General features: G+C 55.1%; 19 protein-coding genes. 4 read left to right on the top strand and 15 right to left on the bottom strand.

Going from position 1 to position 19,552, the window contains the following annotated elements; translation table 11 throughout:
• Nucleotides 1-365, top strand: a 365-nt coding sequence (locus ABIE64_RS22480; protein WP_354378678.1) for a hypothetical protein, incomplete at its 5' end; no start/stop codon positions are given.
• A 298-nt stretch (nt 366-663) separates the two neighbouring features.
• On the opposite strand, the gene ABIE64_RS22475 is transcribed toward ABIE64_RS22480, so the two are convergent.
• The 3 genes from ABIE64_RS22475 to ABIE64_RS22465 form a co-directional block, all read right to left on the bottom strand.
• Nucleotides 664-2,133, bottom strand: a complete 1,470-nt coding sequence (locus tag ABIE64_RS22475) for an AMP nucleosidase (protein ID WP_354378677.1) — start codon at nt 2,131-2,133, stop codon at nt 664-666.
• Nucleotides 2,134-2,609: 476 nt separating this feature from the next.
• Nucleotides 2,610-2,852, bottom strand: a complete 243-nt coding sequence (locus tag ABIE64_RS22470) for a hypothetical protein (RefSeq protein WP_007091249.1) — start codon at nt 2,850-2,852, stop codon at nt 2,610-2,612.
• Nucleotides 2,852-3,379, bottom strand: a complete 528-nt coding sequence (locus ABIE64_RS22465; protein WP_007091250.1) for a sigma-70 family RNA polymerase sigma factor — start codon at nt 3,377-3,379, stop codon at nt 2,852-2,854. The genes ABIE64_RS22470 and ABIE64_RS22465 overlap by 1 nt, the downstream gene beginning before the upstream one ends.
• Nucleotides 3,380-3,759: 380 nt before the next feature.
• Between ABIE64_RS22465 and ABIE64_RS22460 the strand changes: the two genes are divergently transcribed.
• Nucleotides 3,760-3,933, top strand: coding sequence for a hypothetical protein (locus tag ABIE64_RS22460; RefSeq protein ID WP_007091251.1), 174 nt, complete (start codon nt 3,760-3,762; stop codon nt 3,931-3,933).
• Nucleotides 3,934-4,023: 90 nt separating this feature from the next.
• On the opposite strand, the gene ABIE64_RS22455 is transcribed toward ABIE64_RS22460, so the two are convergent.
• Nucleotides 4,024-4,635, bottom strand: coding sequence for a YqaA family protein (locus ABIE64_RS22455; protein WP_354378676.1), 612 nt, complete (start codon nt 4,633-4,635; stop codon nt 4,024-4,026).
• A 109-nt stretch (nt 4,636-4,744) separates the two neighbouring features.
• Nucleotides 4,745-5,284, bottom strand: coding sequence for a hypothetical protein (locus ABIE64_RS22450; protein ID WP_037991674.1), 540 nt, complete (start codon nt 5,282-5,284; stop codon nt 4,745-4,747).
• Nucleotides 5,285-5,433: 149 nt separating this feature from the next.
• Between ABIE64_RS22450 and ABIE64_RS22445 the strand changes: the two genes are divergently transcribed.
• Nucleotides 5,434-5,937, top strand: coding sequence for a Dps family protein (locus tag ABIE64_RS22445; RefSeq protein WP_037991679.1), 504 nt, complete (start codon nt 5,434-5,436; stop codon nt 5,935-5,937).
• A gap of 116 nt (nt 5,938-6,053) precedes the next feature.
• Nucleotides 6,054-7,412: a diacylglycerol/lipid kinase family protein gene (locus tag ABIE64_RS22440; protein ID WP_354378675.1), complete on the top strand. Its 1,359-nt coding sequence runs from the start codon at nt 6,054-6,056 to the stop codon at nt 7,410-7,412.
• 47 nt (nt 7,413-7,459) lie between these two features.
• Here ABIE64_RS22440 and ftsY read toward each other — a convergent pair whose 3' ends face one another.
• The 10 genes from ftsY to ABIE64_RS22390 all read right to left on the bottom strand — a co-directional run.
• Nucleotides 7,460-8,395: a signal recognition particle-docking protein FtsY gene (gene ftsY / locus ABIE64_RS22435; RefSeq protein ID WP_354378674.1), complete on the bottom strand. Its 936-nt coding sequence runs from the start codon at nt 8,393-8,395 to the stop codon at nt 7,460-7,462.
• Nucleotides 8,392-9,639: a tRNA (N(6)-L-threonylcarbamoyladenosine(37)-C(2))-methylthiotransferase MtaB gene (gene mtaB, locus ABIE64_RS22430; RefSeq protein ID WP_037991680.1), complete on the bottom strand. Its 1,248-nt coding sequence runs from the start codon at nt 9,637-9,639 to the stop codon at nt 8,392-8,394. The genes ftsY and mtaB overlap by 4 nt, the downstream gene beginning before the upstream one ends.
• A 193-nt stretch (nt 9,640-9,832) precedes the next feature.
• A complete protein-coding gene (locus tag ABIE64_RS22425; RefSeq protein ID WP_354378673.1) occupies nt 9,833-10,858 on the bottom strand; it encodes a GGDEF domain-containing protein in 1,026 nt (341 codons plus the stop codon).
• Nucleotides 10,859-11,011: 153 nt separating this feature from the next.
• Nucleotides 11,012-11,941 carry an acetylglutamate kinase gene (argB, locus tag ABIE64_RS22420; protein WP_007091259.1) on the bottom strand — a complete coding sequence of 310 codons (930 nt, stop codon included), beginning with the start codon at nt 11,939-11,941 and terminating at the stop codon, nt 11,012-11,014.
• Between the two features lie 37 nt (nt 11,942-11,978).
• The gene (gene yihA, locus ABIE64_RS22415; protein WP_007091260.1) at nt 11,979-12,641 is read right to left on the bottom strand and encodes a ribosome biogenesis GTP-binding protein YihA/YsxC; all 663 of its coding nucleotides are present in this window, start codon (nt 12,639-12,641) and stop codon (nt 11,979-11,981) included.
• A 55-nt stretch (nt 12,642-12,696) separates the two neighbouring features.
• Complete coding sequence (gene yidC, locus ABIE64_RS22410) at nt 12,697-14,412, bottom strand: membrane protein insertase YidC (protein ID WP_007091261.1); 1,716 nt, start codon at nt 14,410-14,412, stop codon at nt 12,697-12,699.
• A gap of 60 nt (nt 14,413-14,472) precedes the next feature.
• Nucleotides 14,473-14,775: a membrane protein insertion efficiency factor YidD gene (gene yidD, locus ABIE64_RS22405; RefSeq protein WP_062950731.1), complete on the bottom strand. Its 303-nt coding sequence runs from the start codon at nt 14,773-14,775 to the stop codon at nt 14,473-14,475.
• Nucleotides 14,772-15,218, bottom strand: a complete 447-nt coding sequence (gene rnpA / locus ABIE64_RS22400; RefSeq protein WP_230729395.1) for a ribonuclease P protein component — start codon at nt 15,216-15,218, stop codon at nt 14,772-14,774. The genes yidD and rnpA overlap by 4 nt, the downstream gene beginning before the upstream one ends.
• A 16-nt stretch (nt 15,219-15,234) precedes the next feature.
• Complete coding sequence (rpmH, locus tag ABIE64_RS22395; RefSeq protein WP_007091264.1) at nt 15,235-15,369, bottom strand: 50S ribosomal protein L34; 135 nt, start codon at nt 15,367-15,369, stop codon at nt 15,235-15,237.
• 158 nt (nt 15,370-15,527) lie between these two features.
• Nucleotides 15,528-19,552 (bottom strand): beta strand repeat-containing protein (locus ABIE64_RS22390; RefSeq protein WP_354378672.1); only part of this gene is annotated, 4,025 nt, incomplete at its 5' end.

Genomic DNA, 19,552 nt, shown 5'->3' with positions numbered 1-19,552 from the left:
GTGGCCCTTGGGGTGAGGTGCGTTTGCGGCGTCAACCGAGGGCGGCGGGTGCTTGTTCAGGGCAGCGGGGTCCGTCCGGGGTGCGGTTGGTGGCGTTTGGCAATGCCGGGGGCAACGGGCTTGGCTTGGCGGGATTGGATCGGTTTGCCCGGAGCGACTGCGGGATCGGTTGCCAGCGGGCCGATGGTGCGTTCGGAGATGCCGAAAGGCCGGTGATAGATGGCGGGATTTGTGTGTCTGCCATGCCGCAACGCCGTTGCCCTTGGGGTGAGGTGTGTTTTGGGGCAACCGGGAGCGAGCAGCGTTTGTTCGAGGCAGCAGGGTTCGGTTCGCGGCCCCTCTGGTTGGTGGCGTTTGGCGATTGATCAAAACTGTCATTCCGGGCGCAGCGAAGCGCAGACCCGGAATCCATGCCCCGTTGAAAGAGACTGGATTCCTGCCGTCGCGGGAATGACGATCAGGTTGACAATGCTTTGTCAGCGGTCCGGGGTTGGTTGGCTGGCGGGATTAGCCGGGCGGTTGGTCAAATCGTCATTCGGGGCGCAGAGCCGGAATCCACATCCCATCGAAACGGAATGACGATCAGGTTGGGAGGGCTGTGTCAGCGGTCTGAAACGCCCGCCGCCGTGAGGCAACGGGCGTTCTCGTGAATGTCAGGATAACCTAGCGGAAGGCCGGCTCGTCAAGGGAACGCAGTTTGCGCGAATGCAGCTGGTTGACCTCGTTTCGCAGGGTATCGATGGTATCAAGACCGACCTGGAGGTGTTGACCGATACGCTGGCGATAGAAGTTGTTGGCCATGCCCGGCAGTTTCAGTTCGCCGTGCACCGGTTTATCGGAAACACACAGCAACGTGCCGTAAGGCACACGGAAACGGAAACCGTTGGCGGCAATCGTGGCGCTTTCCATATCCACCGCAATCGCCCGCGACTGGTTCAGGCGGACAAACAATTCGCTGTAACGCAGTTCCCAGTTCCGGTTATCCGTGGTCGCCACGGTCCCGGTCCGCATGCGGGCCTTCATTTCGCGCCCTTTAAGACCGGTGATCTTGGCCACCGAATTGGCAAGGGCGACCTGCACCTCTGCAATCGGGGGCACCGGAATCCAGAGCGGCAAATCGGAGTCGAGCACATGATCATCGCGCACATAACCATGAGCCAGAACATAATCGCCAAGAAGCTGGCTGCGCCGAAGACCGGCACAATGGCCCAGCATCAACCAGCAATGCGGGCGCAGAACGGCAATATGGTCGGTTGCGGTTTTGGCATTTGACGGACCAACGCCGATATTCACCAACGTCACCCCAAGCCCGTCTTCACGGATCAGGTGATAGGACGGCATCTGCGGCAATTGTGCGACCGGTTCGCCGCTTTCGCCCCAGCCCTTTGGCGCGTCTTTGCGAACATGGACTTTCGGGCCTGGTTCGACAAAGGCGACATAGGGGCTTTGGGGATCTTCAAGCTGGAGCTTGGCGAATTCGATGAATTCGTCGACATAGCGCTGATAGTTGGTGAACAGCACGAATTTCTGGAAATGTTCCGGCAGTGTCGCGGTATAGTGCCGCAAACGCGCCAGCGAGTAGTCAACACGTTCGCCGGAAAACAGCGACAAGGGCTTTGGCCCTTCGGTAATGCCGTAATGCACACCATTGGCGATATCATCATCGGTGCGCGCCAGATCGGGCATGTCAAAGATCATCTGAAGCTGTCGGATGTCGGTCGGGCCGATATTGTCGGTTGCGGTTTCAACAAGAAACGGCAATGGAATCGGGCGATCCGACACACCAACGACGACCGGCACATCGTGGTTTTTCAGCAGAAGTTCGATCTGTTCACGGTAATATTGTTCAAACAGGTCCGGGCGCGTCAGAGTCGTGCCATAAATGCCGGGGTCACGCGGCGCACCGTAGGACAGTGTGCTTTCGACATGCAATTTCTCGGGCGGCACCTCGATCCCGAGATACGGGTAATAGGCGCGCACAGGCGAGGATTGTTGACCGTTTCCAAAGCGGGTGAAGGCTTCGCGAACAGATTCCGCACCCGTCGTATAAATTTCCTTGATACGGGCAATTGCCTTTTCGGCGTCAGTAAATTCAAACAGATCGCGGACCGATCCGTGGACGTCGGATACCATAATAAGTTGCTCCTTTTTCTTATTGTTGTATTGAGCGAGAGATTTATCACCGCTAGCCTTGCCTCTGGCAACCCCCAATTCATGCATGGCCGAACATCAAAACGGCGGATCCGTTACGCAAAGTTGGGATACCGATTGTGCCGGAGGCGCATAAAGCCGGGCCACACGGAAACATGCCAGACATATATGTCGGGATTATTTTCAAAAAATCCAAATGACAGTTTTGATGCATGGCTCATAACCATGACGCGAAACTCATCCCGACGCGGGGATGGAAATCATCGATTCGCGGCCTCATCGCAGGCAAGGCAGCATCAAGACAAAAAAAGGGCCGAAACCAAGAGGTTCCGGCCGATTTCGGAGAAGGGCCTTAGACGTTGAGGGAAAAGACGATCAACTCCGATGCATAATTTATCTGACCGTTGGTCAACAAAGTCAATAAATTTTCGCTTCAATGCACTATTGCATTTAACGCATCACTCATGCAGGAGACCGGCACCAGAAGCCAGAGACTTCAATTTTTTAAGACGACGGTAACGCAGGAGATCAACTGTCTTTCCGTCACTTAAATGATCTTTTTCGAAATCACGGACAATTCCTGCGGCGCGCGGATCCGATTGGACAAGATCTTCGATATCGCCCTTGTCTTCATCGTCAATGGATCCGTGCACGTAACTTACGATGTCGTCCTTGCCGTAAACAGCAAGCACATGGGTCATTAGGCTGCCTCCCCCACGAACCGCGATGCGTGTTCCCGGGCTTCGATACGGCCGACGGAAGAACGCAGCTTCCGGCGTGCGCGACCTACACGGGATTTGACCGTGCCAATCTCGACATTCATCTGGTCGGCGGCGTCCTGATAGGAAACTTCATCAACAGCCGTCAAAAGGATCGCCTGACGTTCCTGTTCAGGAAGTTCACCAAGGATACGATCGGCATCACGCAACTGCAAACGGGCCATCTGATTACTGCCATGTCCATAGACATCGCCCAGATCATCCCAGTCGACATGATGCCCGCGGGTTTTCTCCCGACGTTTGCCCGAAATGAATGTGTTGAACAGAATCCGGTGCAACCAGGCTTTAAGGCTGGTGCCTTCTTCAAACTGATCTTTTTTGCTGATGGCTTTCAGCAAGGTGTCCTGCACGAGATCCTGTGCACGGTCCATGCTGCTGGTCAGCCGATAAGCATGGCGACGCAGAGCGGGAACGTGATCTTCAATTTCGTTCATAACTTGATCAGACATCACAACCTCCGTTTTTGGATGTCCCCACCGTAACAAAAGAAAATATTATTTAAAGTAAAATCGTATGGTTCACTTAGGCAATACAATGAACCTGCTTCAAATCATTAACAACAACAACAAGCTCAACAAACATAACCACATTAATATGATCATTATACGCAGATAACATTTAATCATTACTTTACATTACTTGATCAGGTTGCGTTGACTGGTTCAGTTCAGGAACCTGGTTGTAATATGTAGAAAACGGAGGTAACGTAAGTTACTCCAAAATTTCTGAACACGTTGCGTATCAATGGTTTCAGACGCACCCTAGAACGTCTGAACTTAATGAGGGCCCACGAGTGTCAACCTCGAAACGAACTGAAAAGCTTCAGATTATGCTCGACGACGATGAGCTGAAGTTCATCGACGATTGGCGATTTGAGCATCGTATGCCAACCCGGGCAGCAGCCATTCGTGAACTGATTCGCCGCGGCTTGGTCTCCGAGGATGTCGAAGATCCGGAAACCGAAGGGAAAACCACCACCGATTTCCGGATTGAAGCGGAATAGTCCGAAGAGATTTTTTTTCAATATCTCTGAAAAAAGCCCGGCAAATAGCCGGGCTTTGTTATTTCTATCTCGATTTTGCGTGTTTTCGGATTAAACCGAATCACCTTTCTCGGCCTTTTCAAGCCTGTCAGGTTTCTTGCCCTCGAAAAGACGGGCGATCCCGACACCGAAACCAAGAACCAGCAACCACAAACCATAGTAGCGCAAGGCACGCGATATCCCGATGGCGACAAGAAACAGCCAGAAAGGATATGTCGTCGCCCCGGCCGCCAGAGCGGCAAGCTGCATGGGTATCGGCGCGATACTGATTGCAAAGACAACCCAGAACCCGCCTTCTTCGAATTGTTGTTCGACCTTCTGGAATTCCTGCTGCCCGCCAGCTGTTTCAATGATCGGCTGGATAAGCTCGCCCGACAGGCCGTAGGCAATCAAATACAGGAAAACCGCACCGGCAACGCTGCCAAGCAATGTAACGGTCGCAACAATCACACCGCGCCTGCGCGATGCTGCCATGATTGGCGCAATCAGGATTTCAATCGGAATGGGAATAATCGTGGTTTCAAGAAATGAAGCCACCGCAATGCCGCCAAGTCCTTTACGACCGGCGGCCAGTTTTTCCAGACGCTGCTGCCAGACACGCCACCATCCGACAAGACCTTTATTGTTTTGGTTTTGGTTTTGGCTTTTGTCTTCTTTTTCCATAGATGCCTCTGACTGAACATCGTCAAACGTAAAGCGGCCCGCCCTTCACGTTAAAGGGCGGGCCGCGGACACCCGGAACACCACATCACCGAGTCAAGGTTGTGATGTCTTATTCGGTGGCATGATCATCCGAGAGCGCCTGCTCAGCATTGTTGAGAGCCTCAAGGGTTTTGGCCTTCATGGTTTCCCAGGTATCAGCCGATGCATCCTTGGTTTCTTCATACGCCTCGTTCAGATTTTCACTGGCGCCGTCCCAAGCTTCTGCAAGTTCATCCACAGCGTCTTCGCTTTCCTCGCTGACATTTGCGGATACTTCATCGTATTTCTCGCCAAGCTGATTGGATTTTTCTTCAACCCAGGCAAGAAATTCGTTCTTTTCTTCATAGGTGAAATCTTTGGCATCTTCATAGCCGGCCTCGGCCTTATCAGCCATTTTGTTGGCGTCCGATTTCATCGCGTCATCGGTTGCCATCGTGCCTGTCTGATCCGAGCTTTTCGATGCATCTGCATAAGCCGGTGCAGTCACGGCAACAGACATCATAATAGTACCAGCCATAAGAACAGTTTTATTCAGCATCACAACCTCCTGGTTATTAAACAACAGCGCTTTTTCTTTCGCACTGCTTGCCCATTCAAACGGGTGATCCAAAAGAATGTTCCAATTATTCCGATTTTATTTTCTGGAACCTTTGCTTTCGGGTGACGTTTTTGGGGCATGCGTTCGGGATATGCCCGGCCGCCAATAACGGGGTCGGGGTCAGAGCGACAGAACGTTATAAAGAAATACAGGAGTTAAAAATGGCACACAGCAGTATGCAGAGCGTTGCGAAAGAATTTCCGGTCAAAACCGGCGTCGACCGCAAAGACCGTCGCGAACTGGCCAAGATGCTGACCAAGATCATTGGCTCGTCGCACGTACTGTATGCCAAAATTCGCGGGGTTCACTGGAACGTGGTTGGTCCGGCCTTCTATTCGCTGCATAAAATGACCGAAGAGCAATATGAGGACCTGAACGAAGCGATTGACGATATGGCAGAACGCATTCGTGCAATCGGCTTCCAGGCCCCCACCGGCCTTGCGGAAATGATGGAACATTCCGTGGTCAAGGATCAGACCAAACTTCTTCCGGCCAATGACATGGTCAAGGAACTGGTCGAAGACCACGATAGCGTATCGCGCCTGTTGCGCGAAGGTGTTGCAGAGGCCGAAGCGGCAGAGGACGTCAAGACCGCCGACCTTCTGACGGAACGCATTGGCGTTCACGAAGAAGCGGCATGGATGCTTCGCGCAACCATTTCCTAAATCACATGTTACAAAACCGGCGCCAGATTGGCGCCGGTTTTGTGTCTCAATCTTGCCGTTCTGTCTGAGCATGGTAAACAGACAGCAAGTCCCGCACCCGTTTTGGAGGCATCAAGGTGAAATCGACCGAGTTGACAGGCAAGGTTTGCATCCTTCTGACACGCCACAAGGTGCCCGACGCATGGCGGGACAATGGTGCAGAACCATTGCGGGCCATTTTCGAGGATGCCGGTTATCGGGCCGAACTGGAACTGTGTGACGATCCCGTCGCCATGAATGATTTCATCAATACGTCCTGCGAACGGGGCGATATTGTCGTGATCGGCGGCGGTGATGGAACGATCAATGCGGTTATCGATACCGTGATCAAGGCGGGCGTGGTGATGGTTCCCCTGCCGCTTGGCACGGCAAACGATTTTGCCCGCAGCCTGTATATCCCCGATGACATCCTTCAGGCCGCGCGCGCGGCAATCAATGGCCAGATTGCCATGCTTGATATCGGGCGGGTCAATGGCAAAAGCTTTGTCAATGCGGCCAGTATCGGCGTCCCCGCCGATGCCCGAAAACGCATTGACCCGGATCTGAAACGCTGGACCGGGGCCATCAGCTATGCGGTAGCCAACTGGCAAAGCTGGAACGACATGAAGCCACTGGAACTGAGTGTGACCTGTGGCGACAATCCGGCAAGAAATCTGAAACTGCGCCAGCTGACGGTTACCAATGGCCAGTATTTTGGCGGCGGTTTGCGTCCGCGCGAAAACAAACGCCTTGATGACGGCAAACTTCACATGTTTGCCATTCAGGCCAATGTCGACACATTGTCGGGCATGGATATTGCGGCTGAATTGCTGTTTGGCTCTGTTGATGACAGTTCATATGCGATCAGTCAGGAATGCGACGACATACGCCTTGAAGGTGGCGAAGGTGAACCCATTCTGGCCGACGGCGAAATCATAAGCCAGTTGCCTGCGCACTTCACCCTGGAGGCCAAGGTTCTTCCGGTTTTCGCCCCCAACGCCTTTCACGGCGAGACGGACCGCACGGCATCGTTTCAGGATCAGGAAATCGTCAACGACGCTGCCCTTGATGCGCTTGACCTTTCTTTGCGGCTATCGGCCATCTACCCCATGGCCACAGACAACAAGATGAAGGCGATCTGCCACGATACCGCCAATCGCCTGCGTGACATCAATCGCCGCCTTGAACTGGCCCTTCGGCCCTATGGCCTGCCGACATCGTCCCCCGATCCGGATCTGCACAGTCTGGAACAGTTACGTGACCGGGCGATGTCATGGATGCTGCCCGATGCCGATATGCGCCTTGCACGCGGTCTGAAAAACCAGTCCGTAGAACTCGGAAAGACACTTGATCTATGTGCTCTTGACGATATTCCGGGCGACATATCCGCGCCCCTTAAGGATATGAAGGAGCTTATCGGTGATTTGCAGCAAAGTCTGGATGAATTCCAGGCATAGAAAAGGCGGGATTTCCCCCGCCTTTTTCTGATTTGATGTCTGGCGGCTCAGTCTTCGAGCCCGGCCAGACTGCGGGCAAATGATTTGGCCTCAAACGGGCGAAGATCCTCGGCACTTTCGCCCACCCCGATTGCATGAACCGGTTTGGCAAATTTTTCGGCCAGTGCGACAACAACGCCGCCCTTTGCCGTGCCATCCAGCTTGGTCACGATCAGGCCGGTGACATTGGTTGCCTCGGAAAAGACTTCGACCTGGGAATGGGCATTCTGTCCGGTGGTGGCATCAAGCACCAGCAACGTATCATGCGGGGCGGTTTCATCGCGCTTGTGAATGACACGGACGATCTTTTTAAGTTCGTCCATCAGATGCGCCTTGTTCTGTAAACGCCCGGCCGTATCGATCAGCAAAAGGTCATAACCTTCGCGCTTGGCCTGATCAATCGCATCAAAGGCAAGCCCGGCGGCATCGGCACCGGTATCACGCGCAATCACCGGGCATCCGGTCCGTTCGCCCCAGACTTTGAGCTGTTCAACAGCAGCGGCACGGAATGTATCGCCCGCCGCCATCATGACCTTAAGCCCCTGATCGCGATAGGTTTTGGCAAGTTTTCCGATTGTGGTGGTTTTGCCCGATCCATTAACGCCAACCACAAGGATCACATGGGGCTTTCTGGTCGCATCAATCACCAGCGGCTTTGCCACGGGTTCAAGGATTTTGGCGACTTCGGTGGCGATGAATTCCTGAATCTCGGCGGGATCGACTTCCTTGTCGAAACGGGTGCGCGACAATTCTGCGCCCAGTTTTGCCGCCGTGGTGACACCCAGATCGGATGTGATCAGCAGATCTTCGAATTCCTCAAGCGCATCATCATCCAGACGGCGCTTGGTGAAGATATCTGCAATCCCGGTGGTCAGTTTCGAGGAGGAGCGTTTCAACCCGTCTTTCAGTCGGGCAAACCAGCTTTTTTTCCCCTCTTCACTCATCCCGCAAGCTCCGCTTTCAATTTTCCGTCTTCAACGCCAATGACTTTGGCCTTTGCAATCGTGCCCGGTTCTATCACGCGATCGAGCGTAACGGGAGCAAAATGCTCCGTATGTCCGGTATTTTCCTTTTCCACCAACACATTTTCGGTCAGGCCGATGCGTGATTTCAGGAAATTGTTCAACTGAATTTCACCGGCATCACGAAGCGCGCCGGCGCGTTCCTTGCGGATATCCTTGGGCACCTGGGGCATACGGGCCGCCGGTGTTCCCGGACGGGCGGAATAGGGGAACACATGCAGGTAAATCAACCCGCATTCATCGACAAGACGCAGGGTATTTTCCGCCATTTCATCGGTTTCGGTCGGGAAACCGGCAATGATATCGGCCCCGAAGGTCACATCGGCGCGAAGTGCGCGGACCTTGTCACAGAAATCGATGACATCCTGACGCAGATGGCGACGTTTCATGCGTTTGAGCACCATGTCGTCACCTGCCTGAAGGCTGATATGCATATGGGGCATCAGGCGTGGTTCGGTTTCGATCAGGCGGAAGATATCCTCGTCGACCTCGACCGGGTCAATCGATGAAATCCGCAGGCGCGGCAGTTCGGGCACCTGGGCCAGAAGACGGCGTGCCATCTGCCCCAATGTCGGCTTGCCCGGCAGATCATGACCATAGGAGGTGATATCCACCCCGGTCAGAACCACTTCGCCGTAACCGTTGGCGACCAGTTCGCGCACCTGGGTTACAATCTCGCCCATGGGCACGCTGCGCGAATTGCCGCGACCAAACGGGATGATGCAGAATGTGCAGCGATGATCACAGCCGTTCTGGACCTGCACAAAGGCGCGTGCGCGGCCTTCGAAGCCTGAAACCAGATGGCTTGCGGTTTCCTCGACCGACATGATGTCATTGACGACAACACGTTCATGTTCGGGCATCAGGAAGGTTTCGGCCTTCATCTTGGCATCGTTGCCAAAGATACGGTCGATCTCGGTCATTTTGGCGAATTTGTCGGGATTGACCTGAACAGCGCAGCCGGTCACGAAAATCTTGGCATTGGGGTTTTCACGACGCAGGCGACGGATGCTTTGGCGGGCCTGGCGTTCTGCCTCGGTCGTAACCGCGCATGTATTGATGATGATCGCATCATCAAGACCGGCATTTTTGGCATGGTCGCGCATCACCTCGGATTCATAGGTGTTCAGGCGACAACCAAATGTAACGACGCGCGGCTCTGTCATGCTCGCCCTTTTAATGATCCATTCCGGTTTGGAAAACACTTCCGTCGGCGCCAGCCAATGATTTGCCTGCTGCCAGTACGGAAAGTCCGGCAAGCTCAATCGCCTTGCCGGGCGCTGGTTACATACGCTTTTAGCAGTTTTAATGCAAGTCTGGCCGGTTCATGGCACACATGCATCAAGCACGGACGGAATTCTATTCGGCGGCGAAATTGCGATTGCGGCCATCCCTCTTGGCCCGATAGAGCGCACTATCCGCGCGATCAACGACCTTGGCGGCCCCTTCGCCCTTAACATATTCGGCCACACCGACCGAAACGGTCATGTGACCGAATGACGTCCCGCTTGATTTGGCGCGCACCTCGCGGGCGGCAATCCGCTTGCTCATATCATCGGCCAGCATCATCGCATCCCTGAGCGGTGTTTGTGGCAGCAGGATTGCAAACTCGTCCCCGCCATAGCGCGCCACCAGATCCCGCCCCTTGGTATTGGCTTTGATCATGGACGCAATCAGAACAAGGATTTCATCGCCGATCCGATGGCCGTATTTGTCGTTCACCGCCTTGAACTGATCAAGATCGACCATCATCACGCAAAATGGTTCGTCAATGTTCCCGCTATCAAACTCGACGCAGCAACTGGCCAGGACTTCCTCGAAATGCATGCGATTGGAAACACGGGTCAGGCCATCGGTGTAGGATCGTTCGCGGGTTTCATGCAGTTCACGTTGCAGATGGGCGATTGTCTTCAGATAGTCGCCAAGCTGCTCATGCAGGCTTTCGACAGTCGTCTGCATCCGTCCGGTATGCAGGACCACATTGTGAATGACTTCGTCGGCCTTTTCACCGGTTTTAAGGGATGTTTCCGCCTTACCCAGCACATCGCTGTAAACACGCAGCTCGTCGCGGGTATTTGTAAGGCTGGCATCGCTATTTTCGACAACATCGGAAAAATCTTCCATGCCGCGCTGAAGAAAATCAGCCGCCTGCCGGTCAAAGATATAGCGGTAGTAAAGTTGCAGCAGCGTTTCTTCGCCAATCGTCTCGCCGGTTGCTTTGACAGCATCAATCACGCGGAGGATTTCCGGGTTTTCTTCGGCGTAATAAACGAACCAGACATGGTAAAGTTCGGGTGTCGGACGCAGCCCGTGATCGCGCAAAGCATCCAGCGTTGCCTTGGCATAATCCCAGTGTTTTGAGACATAATGATCCGTCGCTGTCACAACGGTACTCCACCTGTTGATTGCCCATCATATTTCAGAGAGCCTGAGCCCGCGGAGGCATCCTGTTCGCAAGGAACTTAGCCTAATCCGCGGGCCTCAGCCACGCATCCATAATGGTAATCACTCGGTGATCTACAGCCGAAAGGACTTAAATCAGCTGCTCCGGATCATTGTACCGGCCCCGCGTTCGGTGAAGAGTTCAAGCAGGACCGCATGCGGTGCACGACCATCGACGATTACCGCGGCCTCGACCCCATTGCGGACTGCATCCATGCAGGTTTCCGTTTTCGGGATCATACCGCCCTGGATCGTGCCATCGGCAATCATTGCATTGATACTGTCGATATCCGCGTCACGCACCAGTTGCTTGTCGGCATCAAGGATACCTTTGACATCAGTCAGCATATAAAGGCGACGGGCACCGACAGCCTGTGCAATGGCACCAGCAGCCGTATCAGCATTGATATTGTATGTCTGACCGTCTTCACCAACCCCTATCGGTGCAATTACCGGAATAATGTCGGTATTGATGAAGCAATCAAGCACATGCGGATTGACCTCGACCGGTTCACCGACAAAGCCCAGATCAAGGACCTTCTCGATATTGCTTTCGGGATCGCGCTTGGTGCGTTGAAGTTTGCGCGCCTTGATCAGATGGGCATCCTTGCCACACAGACCAACGCTGACACCCCCGGCACGGTTGATGTTCGAAACGATTTCCTTGTTGATCTTGCCAGCCAGAACCATTTCGACAACGTCAATGGTCTGCTGATCGGTCACGCGAAGGCCATCAACGAATTCGGACTGGATGTTAAGTTCCTTGAGCATCTGGCCGATCTGCGGACCGCCGCCATGAACCACAATCGGGTTCATGCCGACCTGCTTTAACAACACCATATCCTGGGCAAACAGGCGGGCCAGTTCCGGGTCCCCCATGGCATGCCCGCCATATTTAACCACGATCGTCTGACCGTTATAGCGTCGCATATAGGGAAGAGCCTCGGACAGGACCTTGGCGCGTGCCAATGTCCGGTAAGCGTTGGATTCCGAGCTTTCTTCTTCAGAACGGACTTCTTCGTTCATGTCTTCTCCCCAATGTTATACGAGCGCTATCGGGTGATTATAGCAGCGTTGCGATTTCTGCGCGAAGCGCTTCAAGGCCGGTGCCTTTTTCGCTTGATGTCGCAAAAAGCTGCGACAGGGCGGCGGGGTGTTTTTTCACCGCTTCGACCACTTCGCGAATGCGTTTTTCCATCTGGCCTTTTTTAAGCTTGTCGGCCTTGGTCAGAACGATCTGATAAGACACGGCGGCTTCATCCAGCATCTTCATCATTTCAAGATCGGCTTTCATGAAGCCGTGCCGGGAATCGATCAAAACAAACACGCGCCGCAACGTGACCCGTCCGCGCAGATATTGCTTGATCACATTCTGCCATGTATCGACGATATCCTTGGGGGCCTTGGCAAATCCATAGCCCGGCAGATCGACGATATTAAGCGCCCCATCCAGATCGAAATAGTTCAGCTGCTGGGTACGGCCGGGCGTGTTCGACGTCCGGGCCATATCCTTGCGACCGGTTATGGCATTAAAAAGGCTGGATTTTCCCACATTGGACCGCCCGGCAAGGCAGATTTCGATCTTGTCTTCGGGGGGCAACTGTTCAAGTTGCGCCACCCCCAACATGAAAGTAACCGGGCGGGAAAACAGTTTCCGCCCGGCTTCGATCTGAGCCGATTCAAATGTCGGGATTGCAGTTGCCGATGGCAATTTTTCTTCGGTCATTGTCGTTCCTTGAGCCCCGCGGGGACGGTTGCCCGCCCCGCGGAGAGGATGGGGATCAAATCCCCATTTTGTACATGATGTAACGCTGTTGTGCGATCGACAGCAGGTTGTTCCATGCCCAGTAGATCACAAGACCCGCCGGGAAACTTGCCAGCATGAAGGTAAAGATCAGCGGCAGGAACATCATGATCTTGGCCTGCGTCGGATCAGCCGGTGCCGGGTTCAGTTTCTGCTGCAGGAACATGGTGACCCCCATGATCAGCGGCCATACACCGATCATCAGCATCTGCGGCGGATCCCACGGGATCAGGCCAAACAGATTGAACAGCGAGGTCGGATCCGGTGCCGAAAGGTCCTGAATCCAGCCAAAGAACGGTGCGTGACGCATTTCGATGTTCACGAACAGCACCTTGTAAAGTGCGAAGAACACCGGAATCTGAACCACGATCGGCAGGCAACCCGATGCCGGGTTGATCTTTTCGCGCTTGTAAAGCGCCATCATTTCCTGCTGCTGACGCTGACGGTCATCCTTGAACTGCTCGCGCATCTTGGTGATTTGCGGCTGCAGTTTCTTCATCGCACTCATGGATTTGTACGACTTGTTGGCCAGCGGATACATCACCGCCTTCACAAGGACCGTGAAGATCAGGATGGAAACGCCGAAGTTGCCCACCAGATGGTTCAGCCACTGCAGGAACAGGAAGAACGGTTTGGTCAGGAAGTAGAACCAGCCGAAATCAATCGCGAGGTCGAAATTCGTAATACCATAGTCATTGGCATACTGATCAAGAAGCGACACTTCCTTGGCACCGGCAAACAGACGGGTTTCCGAAGCGGCTTCGGAACCGGCCGCAACCGTGCGGGCCGCACCAAGATAATCCGTCTGGTACTTGTCGGAATTCTCGGCAACATGGTGGCTGAAACGCGTGGTCAGGGCCTCGTCCGAGGACGGTGCCAGAGCAACCAGCCAGTATTTGTCGGTAATGCCAAGCCAGCCGCCGGTGGTTTTCTTTTCCACGGCACCGTCTTCGGCAAGATCGTCATAATCGATTTCCGTCAGGGTGCCGTCAATAACGCCAAGCGGACCTTCATGCAGGATATAGAACCCTGCCGTGGTCGGCTTGCCCTTGCGCGAAATCAGGCCATACGGATACAGCGTAACGTCCGAACCGCTGTCGTTTTTCACCGACTGCTTGATCGAGAACATATAATTGTCGTCGATCGAAATCTCGCGGTTGAAGGTCAGGCCGCTGCCGTTGTTCCAGCTCAGCGTTACCGGTTTTGACGGGGTAAGCTCGTTGGAGCTTGCCGTCCACTGGGTGTCGCTATTGGGAACACTGACCGACCTGTCTGCGGCAACCCAGCCGAATTCGGCGAAGTATGCATTGTCGCTACCGGTCGGGTTCAGAACGTGGATCAGCGGGCTGTCCGGTTCTTCGGTCTCGCGGTAATCCTGCAACTGGATGTCGTCAATCACGCCACCAACCAGACGGATCGAACCCTCGACGCGCGGGGTTTCAATCTTGATACGCGGAGCTTTTGCAAGTGCTGCGTCGCGGTTGACGACCGGAGCCGCCGGTGCAGCACCACCTGGTACGCTGGGCACGTTCGAGGCAGACTGCGGTGCAGTATTGCCATTGACGTCAAGTTGTTCGCGAACTTGCGCTTCTCGATCCTGCGGCGCAGGTTCGGGAGCGAAAAAGAATTGGAACCCGACAAGGATTGCGACCGAAGCTGCAATCGCAATCCACAGGTTACGTTGTTCGTTCATCGCCTCTTTCCGCTTTCGTCCGGCGGCGCAAGACGCCTGACCGGTATTCTATTTACATGACTAAAGCGCCGTTAACCGGAGTTCATCCTCCGACGGCGCTTTGTTTTGTTCACAGCCACATCCGGGCACGGGATCATAACCATGACCACCCCATGGATGGCAACGCATTATCCGTTTAAAACCCATCCAGCCGCCTTTTATTGCCCCATGGCGGGCAAGTGCCTCCATCATATAAGCCGAACAGGTCGGCTGATATCTGCAGGACCACCCGATATAGGGCGATAAAAAGAGCTGGTAGCCGCGAACCGCGATTTGAAGAAGACGCGCCAAGGGGCCCACATTCGATCCGGGAAGGTTACTCATTTAGCAGAGTCTCCTGCCTTCGTCGCACCACCGGGCCTTGATCCACGTCCCTTGCGGGGGCGCTGGCTATCGGGGGCGGAAGGTTTGGCATCCGGAATACGCCGCAGGGCAAACCGCATATCATCAACCAGTTTTTCAAAATCCCGGTCAATGGTCTGCTGACGACCGATCACGACATAATCCCAACCGGGCAATGCCATATCCGCCATCAATTGGTCCGCCACGGCACGCAAACGCCGCCGAACGCGATTGCGAACGACGGCCTTGCCCACCTTTTTGGTGACGGTAAACCCGACTCGTGCAAGTCGATCTTCACCGGCGTATTCTGTGTCCGGTTTGATCCCGGGACGCGGAGCGCCCTGAAGGATCAATCCTTGTGTAACCCATTTCCGGCGGGTGCCTGCGACGCGAAGAAACTCTGCGCGCTTTTTCAAGCGTTCCACCGAAACGGTCACAACATTAGGCCGACAGACGCTTGCGGCCCTTGGCGCGGCGTGCGGTAAGCACACGGCGGCCACCGACGGTCGCGCTGCGGGAACGGAAGCCGTGGCGGCGTTTCCGTACGAGTTTGCTTGGCTGGTAGGTGCGCTTCACTGCACTTACTCCGTTCTAATAAAGGTAATCCGATAAAATTCGAGGTCCGCTGTATAGGACTTCACACCATGGCTGTCAATCGCGACAGGGTGAGTTCCCCCAGAAAACCGACAATGCCGCCGAGATTGCGTCCCGACGGCATCCAAATCGTCTTTTCGTCACCACTCGATACGTTCGACATTGGAAAATGTCAACTCGGTTCCATCAGAAAACACAATGGTTCCCGACGAATCGGTGGAGAGTTCCATATAGTTGTGCTTCGATTTCGTAATGCTGCCTTCATCCAGAACCAGGGTCCAGTCACTCGAATCGATATTGCCACCATTGGCACTATGCAATTCGATGGTATCGGTGGTCCATCCATTGGCCCCACCGTCCACATGGTCCGCCCCGTCACCCATGTTGAAAATAAACAGATCCGACCCGCCACCACCGTAAAGCTGGTCATCGCCGGTGCCGCCAATCAGCGTGTCGTCATCATCCCCACCCAGCAGCATGTCATTCCCGGCACCACCAGACAGGGTATCTTTCCCCGCACCGCCAATCAGGGTGTCATTGCCATCGTCACCATAAAGACGGTCTCTGTCGCCACCGCCATCAATCGTGTCGTCACCCGATCCGCCATACAGCGTATCGCGCCCCCAGCCGGTGGTTAGGGTATCGTTGCCCGATCCGCCGTCAAAATAGTTCGATCCGCCGTCCGCGTTCAGGATGTCGTTACCGTCACCGCCAAGGAAGGTGTCATCACCGTATCCGCCATGGATCGAGTCGTTGCCGCCCTCGCCCCATACGGTATTATCCCCGCCGCCAACATCAATGCGATCATTGCCGTCACCAGACGCGACCGTATCCTTACCGCTGCCGGTCGTGATGCTGTCATCGCCACTGCCGCCAAGGATGGTATTGCGGCCTTCGCCGCCCGTGATCGTGTTGTCGCCATCCCCGGCATCGATATAATCGTCATCGCTTCCGACACGGATCGTGTCATTGCCGGTCCCGGTCCAGATGCGGTTATCGCCTTCACCTGCATTGACGATGTTGTTGCCATCCCCCCCAACAATGGTGTCCCGGCCGCTGCCGGTATAGATGGTGTCGTTGCCCTCAGCGGTCTGAACGGTGTTCGTACCTTCGTTGGCATAGACAATATTGTCACCACCGCTGGCGTGGATTTTGTCATCGCCGCTGCCGCCGGTGACATAGTCATTACCCTCTCCGGCATAGATGGTATTCGTGCCCTCGCCACCATGGACGATGTCATTGCCCGCACCGGCATTGATATAATCGCTGCCCCCATCGCCGGTGATGCTGTCATCACCGTCACCGGCATAAATGACGTCATTGCCGTTCCCGGCCCAGATCGTATCGTTGCCCGCATTGGTCCAGATGGTGTCATGACCGCCACCCGCGCCGATGGTATCGTTGCCGGAACCGGTCTGGAACATCTCGCTTGCTTCCGACCCCCAACGGGTTTCATTGGGATCGGCGGCTTCTTCCTCAATCGTGACCAGAAGGATCGCGGTCGTCGTGGCGGTATCGCTGCCATCACGCGACTGGGCCGAGACCGTCAGCTCGAACGTCCCGAAATAATCACTTGCCGGGGTCAGGCTCAGGCCACTCAACTGGGCCGGGCTCAGCGTCCAGGTACCGTTCCCGTTATCGGTCCCCGCAGACAGGGTCGCACCGCCCGGTACACCACTGATGATAATCGTCAGGGTCTCACTGCTGTCCGTCAGGCCTGCGTCGATATCAAGCGCAACAGCATTGCCCTCGTCCCCACTGGCATCAGACAGATCAAGTGTCGGCGCATCGGCAACACCGGCAACATCAACCGTAATGCTGCCTGTTGTGTTCGCAATGTCGCTGCCATCCGCAGATTGCGCGGTGACCGCCAGATCAAACGATCCGCTGAAATCGTCCGCTGGTGTGATCGTCAGGCCGTTCAGGTCAGCCGCCGACAGTGTCCAACTGCCGTCACCGTTATCTGTACCCGCAGACAAGGTCGCACCTTCTGGCACGCCGCTGATCGTAACGGTTAGAACTTCGGACCTGTCCGTCAGGCCTGCGTCAATGTCGAGCGTAATGGCCGAATCTTCCGAACCACTGGCATCAGAAACTTCCAATGTCGGCGTATCTGCCACACCTGCAACATCAACAGTAATACTGCCCGTTGTGGTCGCGATATCTTCGCCATCGGCAGACGTTGCCGTCACACCAAGCTCGAAGCTACCGGAGAAATCATCCGACGGGGTAATCGTCAGGCCTGCAAGCTGATCGGGACTTAGAGTCCAACTGCCATCACCGTTATCGGTACCGGCTGACAGGGTCGCGCCCTCTGGCACGCCGCTGATCGTAACGGTTAGAACTTCGCTGGAGTCCGTGAGACCAGCATCAATATCCAGCGCAATGGCCGAATCTTCTGAACCACTGGCATCAGAGACATCCAACGTCGGTTCATCGGCAACACCTGCAACATCAACAGTGATCGTGCCGCTGCTCGTCGCAACATCGTCACCATCAGCCGACTGCGCCGTCACCGTCAAATCAAACGATCCGCTGAAATCATCCGCTGGTGTGATCGTCAGACCGTTCAGGTCAGCCGCCGACAAGGTCCAAGTCCCGTCACCGTTGTCCGTGCCAACCGACAAGGCGGCACCTTCTGGCACGCCACTGATCGTAACGGTTAGAACTTCACCGCTGTCCGTCAGGCCTGCGTCAATGTCGAGTGCAATCGCAGAATCTTCCGAGCCACGGGTGTCAGAGACATCCAACGTCGGAACATCGGCAATACCTGCAACATCAACAGTGATCGTGCCGCTGCTCGTCGCAACATCTTCACCATCCGCAGATTGCGCGGTGACCGTCAGGTCAAACGATCCGCTGAAGTCATCCGCTGGTGTGATCGTCAGACCTGCGAGCTGATCGGGACTTAGAGTCCAGCTGCCATCACCGTTATCGGTACCGGCTGACAGGGTCGCGCCCTCTGGCACGCCGCTGATCGTGACACTCAGAACTTCGGAGCTGTCCGTCAGGCCTGCGTCAATATCGAGCGCAATCGCAGAATCTTCTGAACCACGGGTGTCAGAGACTTCCAGCGTCGGCGCATCGGCGACACCTGCGACATCAACAGTAATACTGCCCGTTGTGGTCTCGATATCTTCGCCATCGGCAGATGTTGCCGTCACACCAAGCTCGAAGCTGCCGGAGAAATCATCCGACGGGGTAATCGTCAGGCCTGCAAGCTGATCGGAACTCAGAGTCCAGCTACCATCACCATTGTCGGTACCGGCAGACAAGGTCGCACCTTCCGGCACGCCGCTGATCGTGACACTCAGAACTTCGGAGCTGTCCGTCAGGCCTGCGTCAATATCGAGCGCAATGGCCGAATCTTCGTTACCAGATGCATCCGAAACTTCCAGCGTCGGAGCATCGGCAACACCTGCAACATCAACCGTAATGCGGCCCGTTGTGGTCGCAACATCGTTGCCATCCGCAGACTGCGCGGTCACCGTCAGATCAAATGAACCACTAAAGTCCTCCGCCGGGGTAATCGACAGACCGTTGAGGTCGACCGTCGACAAGGTCCAGCTGCCATCGCCGTTATCCGTACCTGCCGACAAGGTTGCACCTTCTGGCACGCCACTAATCGTAACGGTGAGAACTTCGGAGCTGTCCGTCAGACCGGCATCGATATCCAGTGCAATCGCGCTGTCTTCCGAGCCAGAGGCATCTGCGGCATCAAGCGTCGGTTTATCGGCAACACCTGTGACGTCAACCGTGATACTGCCCGTTGTGGTCGCGATATCTTCGCCATCGGCAGACGTTGCCGTCACACCAAGCTCGAAGCTGCCGGAGAAATCATCCGACGGGTTAATCGTCAGGCCTGCAAGCTGATCGGGACTTAGAGTCCAACTGCCATCACCGTTATCGGTACCGGCAGATAAGGCCGCACCTTCTGGCACACCACTGATCGTAACGGTTAGAACTTCGGAGCTGTCCGTCAGGCCTGCGTCAATATCGAGTGCAATCGCAGAATCTTCCGAACCACTGGTGTCAGAGACATCCAATGTCGGCGTATCCGCCACACCCGTAACATCAACAGTGATCGTGCCGCTGCTCGTCGCAACATCGTCACCATCAGCCGACTGCGCCGTCACCGTCAAATCAAACGAACCACTGAAGTCAT

This window comes from Thalassospira sp. MBR-102 (assembly GCF_040549275.1).
Lineage (GTDB): Bacteria > Pseudomonadota > Alphaproteobacteria > Rhodospirillales > Thalassospiraceae > Thalassospira > Thalassospira xiamenensis.
Note: the sequence above shows the minus strand (reverse complement) of the source record. Positions and strands in the feature narration are given on the sequence as shown.